Genomic DNA, 16,428 nt, shown 5'->3' with positions numbered 1-16,428 from the left:
CGCCGCTCCGGCGTCGGCCAGCCCGACCGGCACGACCTCGACCGGCACGACCTCGACCGGCACGACGGGTGCGCCGCCAAGCTCGTCGTGCTGCACGAGCAGTGGGCGTCACTCCAGGGTCGGATCGAGGTGCTGCAGCTGCCCGCAACGACGCACTGGCTCACCACCGCTTCGAGCTCGCGGCGAGGATCCAGGTCCAGCTCATCGACTTCCAGGCCCGACAGGCCAAGGTCGCGATCGAGATCCGCGTGCTCGAGCAGCGCTGCCACTGACACACGCGACGCTCTCGGAGCAACGTCGTGCACTCGCTACCCTGCCTCCATGCCCGTGCTGACCCCTCAGGCTGACGACTTCCCCCGCTGGTACCAGGACGTCCTGAACAAGGCGGAGCTGGCGGAGAACGGGCCGGTTCGCGGGACCATGGTGATCCGGCCCTACGGCTACGGGCTCTGGGAGCGGATGCAGGCCGAGGTCGACGCTCGCATCAAGGCATGCGGCGCGCAGAACGCCTACTTCCCGCTGTTCATCCCGGAGTCCTACTTCCACCGCGAGGCGGAGCACGTCGAGGGATTCAGCCCCGAGCTCGCCGTCGTCACGGTCGCCGGCGGCAAGGAGCTCGACGAACCGGTCGTCGTCCGGCCCACCAGCGAGACCGTCATCGGCGAGTACATGGCGAAGTGGTTGCAGAGCTACCGCGACCTGCCCCTGCTGCTCAACCAGTGGAGCAACGTCGTGCGGTGGGAGCTGCGCCCGCGGATCTTCCTGCGCACCACGGAGTTTCTCTGGCAGGAAGGCCACACCGCGCACGCGACGCGTGAAGACGCGCGCGCCTACGTCGAACGGATCCTGCACGACGTCTACGAGGACTTCATGGTGAACGTGCTCGCGATGCCGGTCGTGGTGGGTCTGAAAACGGTGAAGGAACGCTTCGCCGGCGCGGTGAACTCCCTCGCGTGCGAAGCGATGATGGGCGACGGCAAGGCATTGCAGATGGGCACGAGCCACGAGCTCGGGCAGAACTTCGCGCGCGTGTTCGAGATCGAGTTCCTCGACGCCGAAGGCGCCCGTCAGACCGCATGGACCACGTCGTGGGGCGTGTCCACCCGGATGCTCGGCGGTCTGATCATGGCCCACGGCGACGACGACGGGCTCCGGGTACCCCCGCGGCTTGCGCACGTGCAGGTCGTCGTGCTCGCGGTGCGCGACGATGCCGATGTGATGGCACGGTGCCGCGCGCTGGCTGACGAGCTGGTTGCGGCCGGGGTGCGGGTGCACCTCGACGACCGCACCGAGGTGTCACTGGGGCGCCGGGCCACGGAATGGGAGCTCAAGGGCGTGCCGCTCCGCCTCGAGCTCGGGCCACGCGACCTCGCCAACGGTGAGGTCACGATGGTGCGACGTGCTTCGCGCGCGAAGGCGCCGGTAGACCTCGCGGGAATCGTCGGCACGGTACGGAGCGCGCTCGATGCCGAGCAAGCCGCGTTGCTCGGTGAAGCGACGACGCGACGCGACGCACGTACGGCCGACGTCGACTCGCTCGACGACGCGCGCGTCGCCGCGGAGACCGGCTGGGCCCGCATCGCGTGGGACCTCGTCGGCACCGAGGGCGAGGCGGAGCTTGCCACGAGCGGCATCAAGGTTGCGTGCCTCACGCGCGCCGACGGCTCCGTCCCCGGATCCGAGGCTGAACCCGATCTCGTGGCCTACGTCGCGCGCTCGTACTGACCGTGACGCTCGCCGTTCGGCCGCCCGTCTCGCCGATGCTGGCCAAGCTCACCCGCGAGCTCCCCACCGGGAACTTCCTCTATGAACCGAAGTGGGACGGCTTCCGCGCCATCGTGTTCCGCGACGGCGAGAACGTCGAGATCGGCAGCCGCAACGAACGGCCGCTCACGCGGTACTTCCCGGAGTTGCTCGACCCGATTCGTGCACACCTGCCCGAGCGCGCGGTCGTCGACGGCGAGATCGTGATCGCCACCGAGCACGGCCTCGCCTTCGACCTGCTCTCGCTCCGCATCCACCCCGCGGCGTCTCGCATCGCCAAGCTGGCGGCGGACACGCCCGCGGCCTTTGTCGCGTTCGACCTGCTCGCCGAGGGTGACGAGGATCTGCGTGAGCAGCCCTTCGCGACGCGCCGCGCTCGGCTCGAGCGGGCGTTACAGCAGGCCGAGCCACCGGTGCTGCTCACGCCCGCCACCACCGACCCTGCCCTCGCGACGGCGTGGTTCGACCGGTTCGAGGGCGCCGGCCTCGACGGGGTGGTCGCGAAGCCGCTCGACGGCCAGTACCGCGAGGGCGAGCGAACGATGCAGAAGGTGAAGCACCTGCGCACCGCCGACTGCGCGGTGGGCGGCTACCGCGAGCACAAAGACGGGGGAGTGGGATCGCTGCTGCTCGGGCTCTTCGACGATGCCGGTGTGCTGCACCACGTTGGCGTCGCGAGCAGTTTCAACGCCGCGCTGCGCAAGCAGCTCATAGCCGAGCTCGCGCCGTATCGGACGCGTGCGCTGGACGAACATCCGTGGAGGGACTGGGCCGAGGGCATGGCGGGAGCCACCGCCAGCGGCCAACGAATGCCTGGTGGGGCGAGCCGGTGGAACGCGGGCAAGGACCTGAGTTGGGAGCCATTGCGCGTCGAGCTCGTCGCCGAGGTCGCGTACGAGCACTTGCAAGGTGATCGGTTCCGGCACACCGCGCGCTTCCAGCGCTGGCGCCCCGACCGCGAGCCCGAGTCGTGCGCCTACGCGCAGCTCGACGCGCCAGTGCCGATCGAGTTGCGCGAGGTGTTCGGCGTTTGACGCTGCTCGCCGGCACGCGTGAGCGATCAGCCGGCGTGCGAGTGGAGGTTCTCGAGGGCGTTCGCGTCGACGGGTTCGAGGCCGAGCGCTCTCCGGCGGGTGTTCATCTCCGCGAGCTCCGACCGCTGGAGCCGTGCCATCGCGGCGGCGAGGCGCTTCACATTGTCGTTCTCGCCGTGTTCGGCTTCGTAGTCGGCCATCGCCACTCCCGCCGCATGGTGATTGATCATCAGCCTCGTGAACACCTCGTCGGCATCGAGCCCTTGCGGGCTCCGCAGCTGGTTCATCTCCGTTGTCGTCGGCATGCCCGGCATGCGCGAGATCGGGACGGGGAGATCCATCCAATCCATCGCGCCATCGTCGTTCGCCGACTTCGGGGTGCCGGCTTGATGGAGGTAGCTGTTCATCGTGGAGATCTCCGGGGCCTGGTCGAGGACGATCTCGCGCGCCATATGACCAACGCGGGGATCGTGCTCTCGCGCGAGATACGCGAAGGCCAGTGAGATCGCGCCCGCCAACGGCTCGGTTTCACGAGGTCTTCTTCCGCGCCCGGCTCGGTGCAACCCGCGTCGGCTCGCCTTTCGCCTTGGGGAAGTGCGGCGGCCACGGCTCGTCGCCGAGACCTTCACGTTCGTCTCGCGCAGCCAGGTCGAGGAGCGGCTCCAGCGAGTACGCGACGTCGTCGATCGGGGCGGAGGGATCGCCGATCGACGTGTAGCGCGCCGGCACTGTCGCCAGCGTGAGGTCGTTGGGATCGGCGTCGGGTACCTCGCCCCATTCGAGCGGGCACGACACCCGCCCCTCGGCGTTGTTCCGGACCGAGTACGCCGACGCGACGGTACGATCGCGCGCGTTCTGGTTGTAGTCGATGAACACGCGGTCGCCGCGCTGTTCCTTCCACCACTTCGACGTCGCCAGCGTGGGCACCTCGCGTTCGACGGCCCGGGCGAGCGCGAGCGCCGCTCGGCGAACCTCGGTGAAGTCCCATCGCGGTTCGATACGCACATTCACGTGCATGCCGCGCGATCCAGACGTCTTCGGGTACCCGACGAGCGCGTGCGCGTCGAGGACTTCGTGCACGACCTCGGCCACGTCGCGCACCGCGTCGAACGGGATGCCGGGCTGCGGGTCGAGGTCGACGCGGAGCTCGTCGGGATGGTCGACGTCGCGGCGGCGTACTGGCCACGGGTTGAGGTCGAGGCAGCCGAGGTTCACCGCCCAGATCAGGTGCGCGACGTCGACCGGGCAGAGCTCGTCGGCCGAACGGCCGCTCGGGAACGCGACCCGGACCGTCTCGAGCCACTCGGGCCGCTTCTCCGGCACGCGTTTCTGGAAGAAGGGCTCGCCGAGCGCGCCGTCGGGGAAGCGCTTCAGCACGGTCGGCCGCTCGAACACTCCTCTCAGCGCGCCGTCACCCACCGCGAGGTAGTAATGGACGAGGTCGAGCTTGGTCTCGCCGCGAGCGGGAAAGAAGACCTTGTCGGGGTTCGAGACCCGCACCGGGCGGCCGTCGACCTCCACCTCGATCGCCGGTGTCGCCACGGAAATCACCCTATTCCTTGGGTATACTGGCGCAGTTCGATTGTCGTAGGACCACCCACCGGTCCGGGGAAACGTGGGCGTAAGCCCACGTTTTTTCTTGGCCTGAGCCAGGAGAGGCCAAGGTGGGAGACCCAAGGTGGGAGAGGAGGTGAGCGCATGAGCGACGTGGCTGTGATCGTGGACGCCGTCGAGCCTGTCGTCAGCGCGCTCGGCCTCGAGCTCTACGACGTGGAGGTCAGCGGATCCGGGCGGGCCACGGTGGTCCGGGTGCTCGTCGACCGTGCCGGTGGGATCGACCTCGATGCGGTCGGCGCGGCGTCGCAGGCCATCTCGCCCGTGCTCGACAGCGACCGGGTGGCGCGGGCGCTCCCGGGTCCCTACGCCCTCGAGGTGAGCAGCCCCGGGCTCGAGCGGCCACTCCGCAAGCCCGAGCACTACCGACGCGTGGTCGGCGCGACGGTCTCGGTCAAGACGCCCGGTCGCCGCACCCGCGGCGTCGTGGTCGAAGCCGACGACGAAGGTTTCGCGCTCGCGCTCGACGACGGCTCTCAGGAACGAATCTCGTACACCGATGTCGTCCAGGCTCGGACGGTCTTCGAGTGGGGAGCGAAGAAGGCGGCACGGCGATGAACTCGGAAATGCCATGAATTCCGAAATGATGGAGGCGCTCGAGAACATCGAGCGCGAGAAGGGCATCTCGATCGAGATCATGCTCGAGGCGCTCGCGAACGCGCTTCTCACCGCGTACAAGCGCATGCCCGAGGCAGCCGAAGAAGCGCTCGTCGAGATCGACATGGAGACCGGCGCGATCAAGGTGATCGCGCAAGAGCTCGACGAAGAGGGCAACGTCACCCGCGAGTGGGACGACACGCCCGGCGACTTCGGACGCATTGCCGCGCAGACTGCCAAGCAGGTCATCTTCCAGCGCATCCGCGAGGCGGAGCGCGAGATGAAGTACGAGGAGTACGCCGGCCGCGAGGGCGACATCGTCACCGGCATCATCCAGCAGACCGACGCGCGCTACACGCTCCTCGATCTCGGCAAGGTCGAAGCGCTGTTGCCGCAGGCCGAGCAGGTGCAGAACGAGCACTACGACCACGGCAGCCGCCTGAAGGCCTACATCGTCGAGGTCCGCAAGACCGCCAAGGGCCCGCAGATCGTGGTGTCACGTACGCACCCGGGTCTTGTGAAGCGGTTGTTCGAGCTCGAGGTGCCTGAAATCGGCGACAATGTCGTCGAGTTGAAGGCGATCGCGCGCGAGCCCGGCCACCGCACGAAGATCGCGGTCGCGTCCAACGACAACAACGTCGACCCGGTGGGTGCGTGCGTCGGCGCGCGCGGTTCGCGTGTCCGCATGGTCGTGAACGAGCTCCGCGGCGAGAAGGTCGACATCGTTCCCTACAGCGACGACCCCGCCGAGTTCGTGATGAAGGCACTCGCGCCCGCGCGCGTGCGTGAGGTGCGCATCCATCCCGAGACCGGCACCGCGGAGGTGATCGTTCCCGATTTTCAGCTCTCGCTCGCGATCGGCAGGGAAGGGCAGAACGCACGGCTCGCCGCGCGGCTCAGCGGCTGGCGCGTCGACATCAAGAGCGAGACCCAGCTCGCCGAAGAGGAGTCGGGCGGGGGCGTCGAGTACGCCGAGGGCGAGTGGGTCACCAACGACTCGGGCGAGTTGGTGTGGCAACCCGCCGAGGGTGGTGCTTCGATCTCGGCGGCCGAAGCCGGCTACGCGGCGCCTGAGACCCCCGTCCAGGCGCCCACCGCCGAAGCCGCTGCGGAGCCTGCTGTCGAAGCGGAGGAAGTGGTCGCCCCGGCTGGGGCGCCCGCGGTTCCCGAGCCTGCTGTCGAAGCGGAGGCGAGTGACGCGTAGCGCGCCGCACCGCACGTGCGTCGGGTGTCGACGCACGGCGCCGGTTGCGGAGCTGGTTCGGTTGCGATGGACGCCTCGGGGGCTCGAGCTCGGCAGGGGTCCCGGGCGCGGAGCGTGGCTGTGCGGGAGCCATCCGGTGGCCTGCCTCGACCGGGTGGCGCGACGGCCCGTTCTTGCGAAGGCGCTGCGGGCTCCGGTGACTAGCGGTGATCTCGAGCGTGTACGTGCGACACTAGAGACCGGCAATTCGGTACCGCGAGAAGGAAAGCCTGAGCAGGGAAGGTAGGCGAGAGCGGCTTTGGCCACGAAGAAGATCCGGATCTACGAGCTGGCGCGGGAGTTGGGCGTCGAGAATCAGGTCGTGCTCGACCTGTGCGAGCGCCTGAAGATCGGCGTCAAGAGCCACTCGTCGAGCATCGACGACCCGCTCGCCGACCGCGTGCGCCGGCTTGCCGACTCCGAGGGGCTGCGGCGCGAGCCGGTCGTCGAGGAGCCGGTCGTCGAGGAGCCGCCCGCGGAGGAGAAGACGCGGGCAAAGGCCACGAAAGCCACGAAGGCTTCAGAGGAGAAAGTACCGGAGCCGGAACAGCCGCCCGAGCCTGCGCCCGTGCTCGAGCCTGTGGCCGCGGAGACCGACCTGGCGCCCGCCGCCGAGGTCGACCTCGAGCCGGTGCTCGAGCCGGCGCTTGCTCCCCATCGCGTGGTGCGCTCCACCGGCGTCATCCCCGATCCCAGTCTTGCGCCGCGCCCTGCGCCGATCGATCGGCCCGCGGCCGCCGAAGGAGGCGCCACCGCGGCCGCGCAAGCGCTTCCGTCGACACCTGCCCCCGCGGAGCCTGCGAGTCCACCCACCAGCAGCTCGGGGCGTTCGATCCCGCCGCCGCCGGGCGGGAGCCGGCGTATCCCGCCGCCCCCGGGACCGAGGGTCACGCCGGGCACACCAGGTGCGCCGCGCACCGGCGGCGGTCCAGGCGGGCCGCGTGGTGGCGGGAGTGGTGGCGGTGGTGGTGGCTTCGTGCCGCGCTCAGGCGGTGGCGGTGGCGGACCCGGTGGCTTCACCCGCGGCGGTCCCGGCTCGGGCCCCGGCGGCCCGGGTGGGCGCGGTGGTCCTGGTGGCCCCGGTGGTCCGGGTGGTTCAGGTGGTCCCGCGCGCGGGCGGACCGGGCCCCAAGGCCAGCGACCGAGGCGCAGGAAGCGGCGCCGCCGCGACTTCGAGGACCTTGGGCCGGCGTCGATGCCGCAGCTCACGCCGAGCGATGCTCCGGTTCCCGAAGACGAGATCGTCGTCGAGCGCGGCATCACGATCCAGGAGCTCGCGCCGAAGCTCAATCGCACAACGGCCGACCTCGTGCGGCTGCTCTTCGACGCGGGCGAGATGGTCACGGGCACCCAGTCGCTCGCGGACGAGATGGTCGAGCTCATCGCCGAATCGCTCGGCGCCGAGGTCCTGCTCGTCGAGCCCGGTCAGGAGGCGGAGCTCGAGCTGCAAGCGCTCCTCGGTGACGACGACGAAGACGACGACGCGCTCGAAGAACCGCGCGCTCCGATCGTCACCGTGATGGGACACGTCGACCACGGCAAGACCACACTGCTCGACGCGATCCGCCACGCGAATGTCGTCGCCGGCGAAGCGGGCGGCATCACCCAGCACATCGGTGCGTACCAAGCCGTCCATAACGGGAACACCGTCACGTTCATCGACACGCCCGGTCACGAGGCGTTCACCGCGATGCGCGCGCGTGGCGCGCGAGCTACCGACATCGCGGTACTCGTCGTCGCCGCCGACGACGGTGTGATGCCGCAGACCATCGAAGCGATCGACCACGCGCGCGCGGCTGAAGTCCCGATTGTCGTGGCCGTCACCAAGGTCGACCGCGAAGACGCCGACCCCACCCGCGTCCGCCAGCAGCTCGTCGAGCGCGAGCTGGTCCCAGAAGCCTGGGGCGGCGACACCATCGTCGTCGACGTGGCACCTCCTGCGGGCATCGGTGTCCACGAGTTGCTCGAGTCGATCTTGCTCGTTGCCGAGGTCGAGGAGCTCACCGCCAACCCGAAGGCGCCGGCACGCGCGCTCGTGCTCGAGTCGAACCTCGATCAGGGTCGCGGTCCGGTCGTCACCGCTCTCATCGAGCGCGGCACGATGCGCGTGGGCGACCCGATGGTCGCCGGGGGCTCGTGGGGTCGCGTGCGGGCGATGTTCGACGAGCACGGCAAGCAGGTCGCGGAGGCGGGTCCGTCGGTCCCGGTCGAAGTGCTCGGCCTCGACGGCGTGCCGCTGGCGGGCGACGAGCTGCGCGTCGCGCCCGACGAGAAGACCGCCCGAACCGTGGCCGAGGCGCGCGCGCGCCGTCGCCGAGCGGCGAGCCTGAAGCACCCGATGAGCCTGGCCGGAGGTGCACGGCTCGAGGACATCTTCGCGATGGTGCAGCGGGGCGAGGTGGCCACGCTCAACGTCGTGCTCAAGGCCGACGTGCAGGGATCGCTGGAAGCGCTCACCGACGCGCTGCGCAAACTCGACCAGACACACGAAGAAGTGCGGCTCTCGTTCGTGCACCGAGCGGTCGGTGCGATTACCGAGTCCGACATCAACCTCGCCGCGGTCTCCAACGCGACCGTTATCGGCTTCAACGTGCGGCCCGACCGCAGGGCGCGCGAGATCGCCGAGGCCGAGCAGGTCGAGATGCGCCTCTACGAGGTGATCTACCAGGTGCTCGAAGACGTGCAGGCGGCACTGATCGGCATGCTGAAGCCGGAGTTCGAAGAAGTCGTCACCGGAGATGCCGAGGTGCGCGAGGTGTTCTCGATCCCGCGTGTCGGCAGGGTGGCCGGTTGCTACGTGCGGAACGGCACGATCACGCGTGGTTCCCGAGTGCGATTCCTGCGCGACGGTGTCGTGATCTGGAACGGCGCGATCTCGTCGCTCAGGCGGTTCAAGGACGACGTCCGCGAGGTGCAGTCGGGGTTCGAGTGCGGCATCGGCCTCGAGAACTACCAGGACCTCAAGCAGGGCGACGTCATCGAGACCTACGACCTCCGCGAGATCGCCCGCACCTGACCACGGGTCGCTCACTGCTCGCCGGGATACCCGGCTCGCGGCCGTTCGCTCCTGACCATGGGTCGCTCACTGCTCGCCGGGATACCCGGCTCGCGGCCGTTCGCTCCCGATGACCTTGACGGGAGCTCGTGATCGGGGAAGGGTGATCGCACCTGACCCGTGGGAGGTCGCGATGCCTGAGAGCGTATACAAGGTCATCGAACTCGTCGGTACGAGCAGCGAATCGTGGGAGCGTGCTGCGGCCGCGGCTGTCGAGCGTGCGTCACAGAGCTTGCGCGATCTACGCATCGCCGAGGTGGTCCAGCTCGACATGCAACTCGAGGAAGGTCGCGTGATCGCCTATCGGGCGAAGATCAACGTGTCGTTCAAGTACGAAGGCGGCGACTGAGCCTCAGCGCCACACGGCTGCGCCCATCACGTCGAAATGATGGTCGTAGGTCCAGACGGGTTGGGAGAGCCGATCGCTCATCGCCGCGGTGACCGCATCGAAGAGTGTGACCTTCTGATCGGCGTAGGCGCCGGCGCGGCGAAACGCCTCGACGCAGTCGTTACCGGTCGGATGCGCGATGAGCGCGCGGGTGAGCACGTCGGCGAGGAAGGTCGTGGCGACCTCCGTGCCGAGTCGTCGCGACACCAAGGAGTGCGCCTCGCAGAGGATCGGGAACGGAACGAGCACCGTGACGTCGCGCTCCCTGATCGTGTCGATCTCGCGGCGCGCTCGTGCGTGGTGCTGGTCGCCGGGATCGGCGGCGGCATAGAGCGGACCGCTGTCGGCGAGGACACCGGCGCTCATTCGCCGGCGAACTCGCGGTCGTGCTCGATGCTGACGTCGGAGCGCCCGCTCCCGTGAGGCGCCGGAGTGATCCAGAACGCGCGCTTCGGCGCACCGAAGCCGCGCTGGGCGAGGTACTCGCGGAGCGCGGATTCGACGACCGCGGTGAGCGTGGGCGGGGCGTCCTGGGCCTGTTGATAGGCGAGGACCGCCGCTTCGAGATCGTCGGACACGGTGATCGTGGCACGCTTCATCGTGCCACCCTAGCACCAACTGATGCGGACGGATGAATCAGACAAACCGGTGGAGTACGCTCACGATCGCTTCCGTACCGCGTTCTCTTCGATGCGCGCGCTCACCACGCGTGCGACCAGCGAAGGCGGGAGCGGTGCGCCAACCTGGAAACGAATGGTGCCGCCCGAGAGGTCGTAGGCATCGAGCTCATCCGCGAGTGACGCAACGAGCGGCGGGCTCATCACGTAGAAGCTGCAGTGATGCTTCGCGGCTCCGAAGCCGACGATTGGTTCCCCCTGGCTGAACGTCGGTACTCGGTAGCTGATCGTCTCGACCGCGTCGGGAGCAGCCTCCCTGATCGCGCGGCGGAGATCTTCGAGCGCCTTCCGCACGTCGGCGGGCAGTGCGCGCAGGTAGTCGTCCACGGTTCTGCCGATCGTCGACTGCCCCGGATCGAGATCTCGTCGGGGTCGTTCCTTGATGTGGTCCTTGCACAGCCGGACCACCTCGGCGATGCGTGCCGCCCGCACATCCGGGCGGCGCTTGGTGGCGTCGATCCAGCGCAGATACCCCTTGCGATAGAACTGGGCAAGCGAGTCGAAGAAGGCGGCAGCCTGGGGTTCCGCCTCGAGCGCGGCCGCCACGTCGGGCGCGAGGTCGTCGCGCTGCGGTCCTTCCGGCGCCAGCACCACCGCGACCTCGTCACCGGGCGCGATCCCACAATCGCGGCGCCACGCCGGGCCGAGCACGATGCCTCGCGCGTCGCCGTCGCGCTCGATGACCGCGCGGACGCGCAGGCCATTGACCGTTCCGGCCACGTGATGCTGGGGCTTGTGCCCCCACGTGTCATCGGGATCGAAAGGGACGGGTACCAGTACGCGGCCCTTCCGATCGGCGGTCACCACCGCCGAGAAACTCCTCGAGCGATCCATCGGGATCATGCTCGCACAACTCAACGTTGGCGGGCGCTTACCAGGTCGCGTCGGGCCACGTTTCGGGCGTGCGGTACTCGACCAGCCAGTCACGGTCCGCCTCGACGTAGTCCGATGGCAAATCGCTCGGCGAGACGCCGACGTCGAGGTCGACGAGGTGCACCAGGATCTCGCGTCGGCGGGCATGCACCGTTTCGGCAACCGTTCGCGGCCCGACCGGTGTGCGCGTCATCCGATCCCACGTCCCGTCCTCGACGCGTGCCCAGGCATCGGTGAGCGCGTGTTGGGTGGCCATGAGATCCGCGCGCAGGGCCGCGGCCTCGCGTCCGGCGCCGGCCTCGATGTCGCGCGTCCGCTGGTCACCGCCGCCCGGGTACTTGTCGAGCACCTCGCCGCGGATCGCCCCCTCGACGGTATACAGGTCCCCTTCGCCGCTGCGCGCCAAGTGCGTGAGCACGTGACCACGCGTCCAGCCCGGGAGGAGCGAGGGCTGGCGCGCCTGCTCGTCGGTGAGGCCGGCCGTCGCGTCGAGCAGCATCCCGAAGGCCGCGTCGACCGCCGCGAGCTCGGCGGTGGGTCGGGGCGTGTCGTCGGGCATCGGCTCTCCGGTCTCGTGAGCGGGTGCTGTCCCGTTCCTCTCTACCATTGATTCCCATGTGCCCGGCGGGTGGGGGCGACTCGAAGGACAAGGACTACCTCGCGGCCGAGGCGCGCGCCCGCGTCGAGATCGACAAGATGCTCGTCGCGTCGGGCTGGGAGGTCCAGGACCAACGCGACATGAACCTCGGCGCCGCCCGCGGGGTGGCGGTCCGAGAGGTCACGCTGAAGCGAGGTCACGGGCGGGCCGACTACCTGCTGTTCGTCGACCGCCGCGCCGTCGGCGCAATCGAGGCGAAGCCGGCGGGCACTCCGCTCGTCGGTGTCGAATGGCAGTCGGCGAAGTACACGACCGGCTTGCCCGACCACGTGGCCGCACTGACCAAGCCGCTTCCGTTCGCGTACGAGTCGACCGGACACGCCGAGACGCGCTTCACGAACGCATTCGATCCCGAGCCTGCCAGCCGGCGCGTGTTCTCGTTCCACCGGCCGGAGACTCTTGCCCGGTGGTGCGAGCGATGGCGGCAGAGCCCCGACGGGCCCGAGACCGCGACGCTGCGCCAACGGATCCTCCAGCTTCCCCGTCTCGGTCCCGACGGTCTGTGGCCCGCACAGTTGGAGGCGATCCGGAACCTCGAGGACTCGCTCCAGGCCTTCAGGCCACGCGCCCTCATCCAGATGGCAACCGGGTCGGGCAAGACCTTCACCGCGGCGAACACCGCCTACCGGCTCATCAAGTTCGCCGACGCCCGCCGCATCCTGTTCCTGGTCGACCGCGCCAACCTCGGGCGTCAGGCGCTGCGCGAGTTCCAGTCGTTCGTGACACCCGACGACGGGCGCAAGTTCACGGACCTCTACAACGTGCAGCACCTCACGTCGAACACGCTCGACGACGTGAGCCGCGTGACGATCACCACGATCCAGCGTCTGTATTCGATGCTGCGCGGCGATGCCTCCCTCGACGAGGAGACCGACGAGCGCTCGGCCTTCGACGTCGAGCCGGCGGCCCCGGTCGAGATCGGGTACAACCCCGCGATTCCGATCGAGACGTTCGACGTGATCATCGTCGACGAGTGTCATCGTTCGATCTACGGGGTGTGGCGCCAAGTGCTCGACTATTTCGACGCGTTCGTCGTCGGGCTCACCGCCACACCGGGCAAGCAGACGTTCGGCTTCTTCAACGGCAACATGGTGATGGAGTACGGCCATGAGCGCGCGGTCGCCGACAACGTCAATGTCGACTTCGACGTCTATCGCATCCGCACCGAGATCACCGAGAAGGGCGCGCAGGTCGACGCCGGCCTCGTCACCAAGTTCCGCGATCGCGAGACCCGCGCCGAGCGGCTCGAGAAGCTCGACCGCGACTACGAGTACGACGAGAAGGCGCTCGACCGGTCGGTCGTCGCCAAGGATCAGATCCGCACGATCGTCAAGACCTTCAAGGAACGGCTCCCCGAGATCTTCCCCGGGCGCGACTGGGTTCCGAAGACGCTGATCTTCGCCAAGAGCGACAGCCACGCGGACGACATCGTCCAGATCGTCCGCGAGGAGTTCGGCAAGGGCAACGACTTCGCGGTGAAGATCACCTACCGATCCGGTTCGCAGGGGCAGTCACCCGAGACCCTCCTGCAGTCGTTTCGCAACAGCCCGATGCCGCGCATCGCGGTGACCGTCGACATGATCGCCACCGGCACCGACGTCAAGCCGCTCGAGTGCGTGTTCTTCATGCGTACGGTGAAGTCGCGCAACTTCTTCGAGCAGATGAAGGGTCGTGGTGTCCGGGTGATCGACCCCACCGACCTGCGCGCGGTCACGCCCGACGCACTTGCCAAGGACCGGTTCGTGATCATCGATGCCGTCGGCGCCACCGAGACCGAACTGTCCGACACCCAGCCCCTGGAACGCCAGCCGTCGGTATCGCTCGAGCAACTCTTCCGGCAGGTCACCTTCGGCGCCCGCGACGAGGACACGGTCTCCACCCTCGCCGCCCGGATTGCGCGCCTCAACACGCAGCTCACCGCGAGCGATCGCGCCGCGGTGGAGGCAACCGCGGGCAAGCCGATCTCCGAGCTGACCCGCGCGCTCGTCGACGCGCTCGACCCGGATCTTCCGGATCGCGAAGGCGCCGTCGAAGCCGCGCTCCGCCCGTTCACCGACAACCCGGTACTCCGACAGCAGCTCGTCGACATCCGGCGGTCCTATGACCAGCTCATCGACGAGACGTCGAGCGACACCGTCATCGAGGCCGGCTACTCCGCCGACGCGGCCGACCGTGCGCGCGCGACGGTGGAGTCGTTCCGGCAGTTCATCGAGGACAACAAAGACGAGATCACCGCGCTCCAGATCCTCTACAACCGCCCGTATCCCGCAAGGTTGACATTCGCAGAGATCAAGGATCTCGCCGACGCGATCGGGCGACCGCCGCGCCGCTGGACACCCGAGAGCCTCTGGCAGGCCTACGAGGCGCTCGACAAGTCCAAGGTCCGCGGGGCGCCCGCAAAGATGCTCACCAACCTCGTGTCGCTCGTGAGGTTCGCGATCGACCAAGACGACGAGCTCGTTCCCTTCGCCGACACGGTCGACGAGAAATTCGCCGCGTGGCTGCGCGCGCAGGAGCAGTCCGGGCGAACGTTCACACCCGAGCAGTTGGTCTGGCTCGAACGCATCCGCGACACCATCGCCGGCTCACTCGCGATCTCGACCGACGACTTCGTCTACACGCCCTTCACAGAACACGGCGGCATCGGCAAAGCAGTCGAGCTCTTCGGCGCCGACCTGGGTCCGCTCCTCGAGGAGCTCAACGAGGAGCTCGTCGCGTGAGCGATCTGCCCGAAGGATGGGTTGACACGATCCTCAGTGAGGTCGCAGAGACCAAGCTCGGCAAGATGCTCTCCAAGAAATCGAAGACAGGCGTTGGCTCCCGCCCCTACCTGCGGAACAAGAACGTTCAGTGGTGGAGGTTCGATCTCAGCGACGTCGGCGAAATGGACTTCTCGGATACTGAGTTCTCGAAGTTCGCACTGCGAGACGGCGACCTCCTCGTATGCGAAGGCGGCGAAGTCGGCCGCTGCGCGATCTGGCGCGGGCAGATACCTGGATGTTGCTATCAGAAGGCGGTTCACAGGGTGCGCCCGCATCGCGGGGTCCTCGCCGAGTACCTGCAGTACGTCATGCGGTTCCTCGCGGACTCCAACGCGCTTGAGAAGCACGTGACCGGTAGCACGATCAAGCATCTACCCCAGGAAGACCTCCGCATTCTGTCGATGCCGCTACCTCCGACGACGGAGCAGACCCGCATTGTCGCCGCCATCGAGGAGCAGTTCTCCCGCCTCGACGCTGCGGAAGAAGGACTCAGACATGGCCTGCTCAACGTCTACCGATTCCGTGCGTCTGCACGAGCACTTGCGACCCGCGTGGACTCGCCCATTGTCAAGCTTTCCGAAGTCACGGCTGCCCAGGGGTACGGCTCGAGTGCGAAGGCAACGCAAGATTCATCTCAGGGCGTGCCGATGCTCCGTATGGGAAACATCGTCGATGGTCGTTTCACGTTCGACGACCTGAAGTACCTGCCAGACGATCACCCAGACGTTGCGAAGTACGAGCTACAAGAAGGCGATCTCCTCTTCAATCGAACGAACAGTCCGGAACTTGTCGGCAAGACAGCGGTGTTCAAGGGTCGCCGTCGGGCTCTGTTCGCGTCATATCTGATTCGAATTCGACTGTTGCCCGAATGTGAGCCCGACTGGGCTTCACTTGTCATCAACGGGCCTCTTGGCCGTAGCTACATCGCGGAGGTGCGGACGCAGCAGGTCGGACAGGCAAACGTGAATGGCACGAAGCTGGCCGCGCTGCCGGTGCCGCTCCCACCGATCGAGGAACAGCGCCGCATCGTCGCGGAAGTCGAGCGGCAGCTCTCGATCGCCGACGCAATGCAGGCCGCAATCGACTCGGCCCTCGCGAAGAGTGCCCGGCTTCGCCGGTCGATCCTCGATCGTGCGTTCCGCGGAACGCTCGTCCCGCAGGACCCGACGGACGAGCCGGCGTCGGTCCTGCTCGACCGGATCCGAGCGGAGCGAGTCGTCGAGCCGAAGAAGCGGCGAACTCGAGCGAAGGCCTGATCTCCCGAACCGAGATGCTTTCCGCGGAACGCCCCCGGAGTCGCGAGGCCTCGTTTCGACCGCCGCGAGCGCCGGATGTCACGCACTGTCAGAATCCCGTCAGAAATACGTTCCGCGGAACGCATCACACCCTTGCAGTACAACGGTTCTGACTCGTAAAGGGCTCTGCCGTTCGCGAATTGGAGCTCGACCAGTCGGGACAGGGAGGAGCGATTGCTCGAGCTCAAGGCGGTAGTCGACCTGCTGCGTACCGTCATGCGCGACGAGCCGGGTCGACTCTGGCTGCCGGGCCCACACCCGGATCTCGCCTGGCAGAAGCCGCTCGACGTCATTGCGGAGGGCGTGACTGCCTGAAGTGGATGGCGGCACGGATCTCTGACGAGGCGGAGTTCGATTGATCGGGACGCGCCTGGCGCCACCTCACCCCCCGTTATGACGCCAAGAGGTGAGGTGCTCGGCTGGGTCCGACAGAAGTCCGTCAGAAATACGTTCCGCGGAACGCATGAC

The 16,428-nt window shown here is 68.1% G+C and carries 17 protein-coding genes; 11 read left to right on the top strand and 6 right to left on the bottom strand.

Translation table 11 applies throughout. The features are described 5' to 3' along the window. The first annotated feature begins 101 nt into the window (after positions 1-101). Genes WD271_07125 through WD271_07115 form a run of 3 tightly spaced genes read left to right on the top strand, consistent with a single transcriptional unit; the run spans position 102 to position 2,798 of the window. The gene (locus WD271_07125; GenBank protein MEX1007603.1) at positions 102-272 is read left to right on the top strand and encodes a hypothetical protein; all 171 of its coding nucleotides are present in this window, start codon (positions 102-104) and stop codon (positions 270-272) included. A 49-nt stretch (positions 273-321) separates the two neighbouring features. Next, positions 322-1,725 (top strand): proline--tRNA ligase, encoded by a 1,404-nt coding sequence (gene proS, locus WD271_07120; protein ID MEX1007602.1) that lies wholly within the window; start codon positions 322-324, stop codon positions 1,723-1,725. A gap of 2 nt (positions 1,726-1,727) precedes the next feature. Further along, the gene (locus WD271_07115) at positions 1,728-2,798 is read left to right on the top strand and encodes an ATP-dependent DNA ligase (protein MEX1007601.1); all 1,071 of its coding nucleotides are present in this window, start codon (positions 1,728-1,730) and stop codon (positions 2,796-2,798) included. 26 nt (positions 2,799-2,824) lie between these two features. On the opposite strand, the gene WD271_07110 is transcribed toward WD271_07115, so the two are convergent. Beyond that, complete coding sequence (locus WD271_07110) at positions 2,825-3,427, bottom strand: DUF305 domain-containing protein (protein ID MEX1007600.1); 603 nt, start codon at positions 3,425-3,427, stop codon at positions 2,825-2,827. Then, positions 3,327-4,340, bottom strand: coding sequence for a non-homologous end-joining DNA ligase (gene ligD, locus WD271_07105; protein MEX1007599.1), 1,014 nt, complete (start codon positions 4,338-4,340; stop codon positions 3,327-3,329). The genes WD271_07110 and ligD overlap by 101 nt, the downstream gene beginning before the upstream one ends. A gap of 156 nt (positions 4,341-4,496) precedes the next feature. Between ligD and rimP the strand changes: the two genes are divergently transcribed. From rimP to WD271_07080, 5 genes are all read left to right on the top strand, one after another. Then, positions 4,497-4,970, top strand: a complete 474-nt coding sequence (rimP, locus tag WD271_07100) for a ribosome maturation factor RimP (protein MEX1007598.1) — start codon at positions 4,497-4,499, stop codon at positions 4,968-4,970. Positions 4,971-4,983: 13 nt separating this feature from the next. Continuing rightward, positions 4,984-6,213, top strand: a complete 1,230-nt coding sequence (nusA, locus tag WD271_07095; protein MEX1007597.1) for a transcription termination factor NusA — start codon at positions 4,984-4,986, stop codon at positions 6,211-6,213. After that, positions 6,203-6,499, top strand: coding sequence for a YlxR family protein (locus WD271_07090; protein ID MEX1007596.1), 297 nt, complete (start codon positions 6,203-6,205; stop codon positions 6,497-6,499). Before nusA ends, WD271_07090 begins: the two co-directional genes overlap by 11 nt. A gap of 12 nt (positions 6,500-6,511) precedes the next feature. Next, the gene (gene infB / locus WD271_07085) at positions 6,512-9,268 is read left to right on the top strand and encodes a translation initiation factor IF-2 (GenBank protein MEX1007595.1); all 2,757 of its coding nucleotides are present in this window, start codon (positions 6,512-6,514) and stop codon (positions 9,266-9,268) included. A 172-nt stretch (positions 9,269-9,440) separates the two neighbouring features. After that, positions 9,441-9,656, top strand: coding sequence for a dodecin domain-containing protein (locus tag WD271_07080; protein ID MEX1007594.1), 216 nt, complete (start codon positions 9,441-9,443; stop codon positions 9,654-9,656). A gap of 3 nt (positions 9,657-9,659) precedes the next feature. Here the strand turns inward: WD271_07080 and WD271_07075 are convergent, their stop codons facing one another. From WD271_07075 to WD271_07060, 4 genes are read right to left on the bottom strand one after another with little or no spacing between them, the layout of a single operon-like run. Continuing rightward, entirely contained in the window at positions 9,660-10,061 is a 402-nt protein-coding gene (locus tag WD271_07075) for a hypothetical protein (protein ID MEX1007593.1), read from the bottom strand. After that, a complete protein-coding gene (locus WD271_07070) occupies positions 10,058-10,294 on the bottom strand; it encodes a hypothetical protein (protein ID MEX1007592.1) in 237 nt (78 codons plus the stop codon). Before WD271_07070 ends, WD271_07075 begins: the two co-directional genes overlap by 4 nt. 60 nt (positions 10,295-10,354) lie before the next feature. Further along, entirely contained in the window at positions 10,355-11,206 is an 852-nt protein-coding gene (locus tag WD271_07065; GenBank protein MEX1007591.1) for a YdeI/OmpD-associated family protein, read from the bottom strand. A gap of 37 nt (positions 11,207-11,243) precedes the next feature. After that, entirely contained in the window at positions 11,244-11,804 is a 561-nt protein-coding gene (locus tag WD271_07060) for a maleylpyruvate isomerase N-terminal domain-containing protein (GenBank protein ID MEX1007590.1), read from the bottom strand. Positions 11,805-11,860: 56 nt separating this feature from the next. On the opposite strand from WD271_07060, the gene WD271_07055 reads away from it, so the two are divergent. From WD271_07055 to WD271_07045, 3 genes are all read left to right on the top strand, one after another. Next, complete coding sequence (locus WD271_07055) at positions 11,861-14,623, top strand: type I restriction-modification enzyme R subunit C-terminal domain-containing protein (protein MEX1007589.1); 2,763 nt, start codon at positions 11,861-11,863, stop codon at positions 14,621-14,623. Continuing rightward, complete coding sequence (locus WD271_07050; protein MEX1007588.1) at positions 14,620-15,921, top strand: restriction endonuclease subunit S; 1,302 nt, start codon at positions 14,620-14,622, stop codon at positions 15,919-15,921. The genes WD271_07055 and WD271_07050 overlap by 4 nt, the downstream gene beginning before the upstream one ends. 213 nt (positions 15,922-16,134) lie before the next feature. Next, a complete protein-coding gene (locus tag WD271_07045) occupies positions 16,135-16,275 on the top strand; it encodes a hypothetical protein (GenBank protein MEX1007587.1) in 141 nt (46 codons plus the stop codon). The last annotated feature ends 153 nt before the right edge of the window (positions 16,276-16,428 follow it).

The organism is Acidimicrobiia bacterium (genome assembly GCA_040880805.1).
Lineage (GTDB): Bacteria > Actinomycetota > Acidimicrobiia > IMCC26256 > DASPTH01 > DASPTH01.
This window is presented reverse-complemented; position numbering and strand designations above follow the sequence as displayed.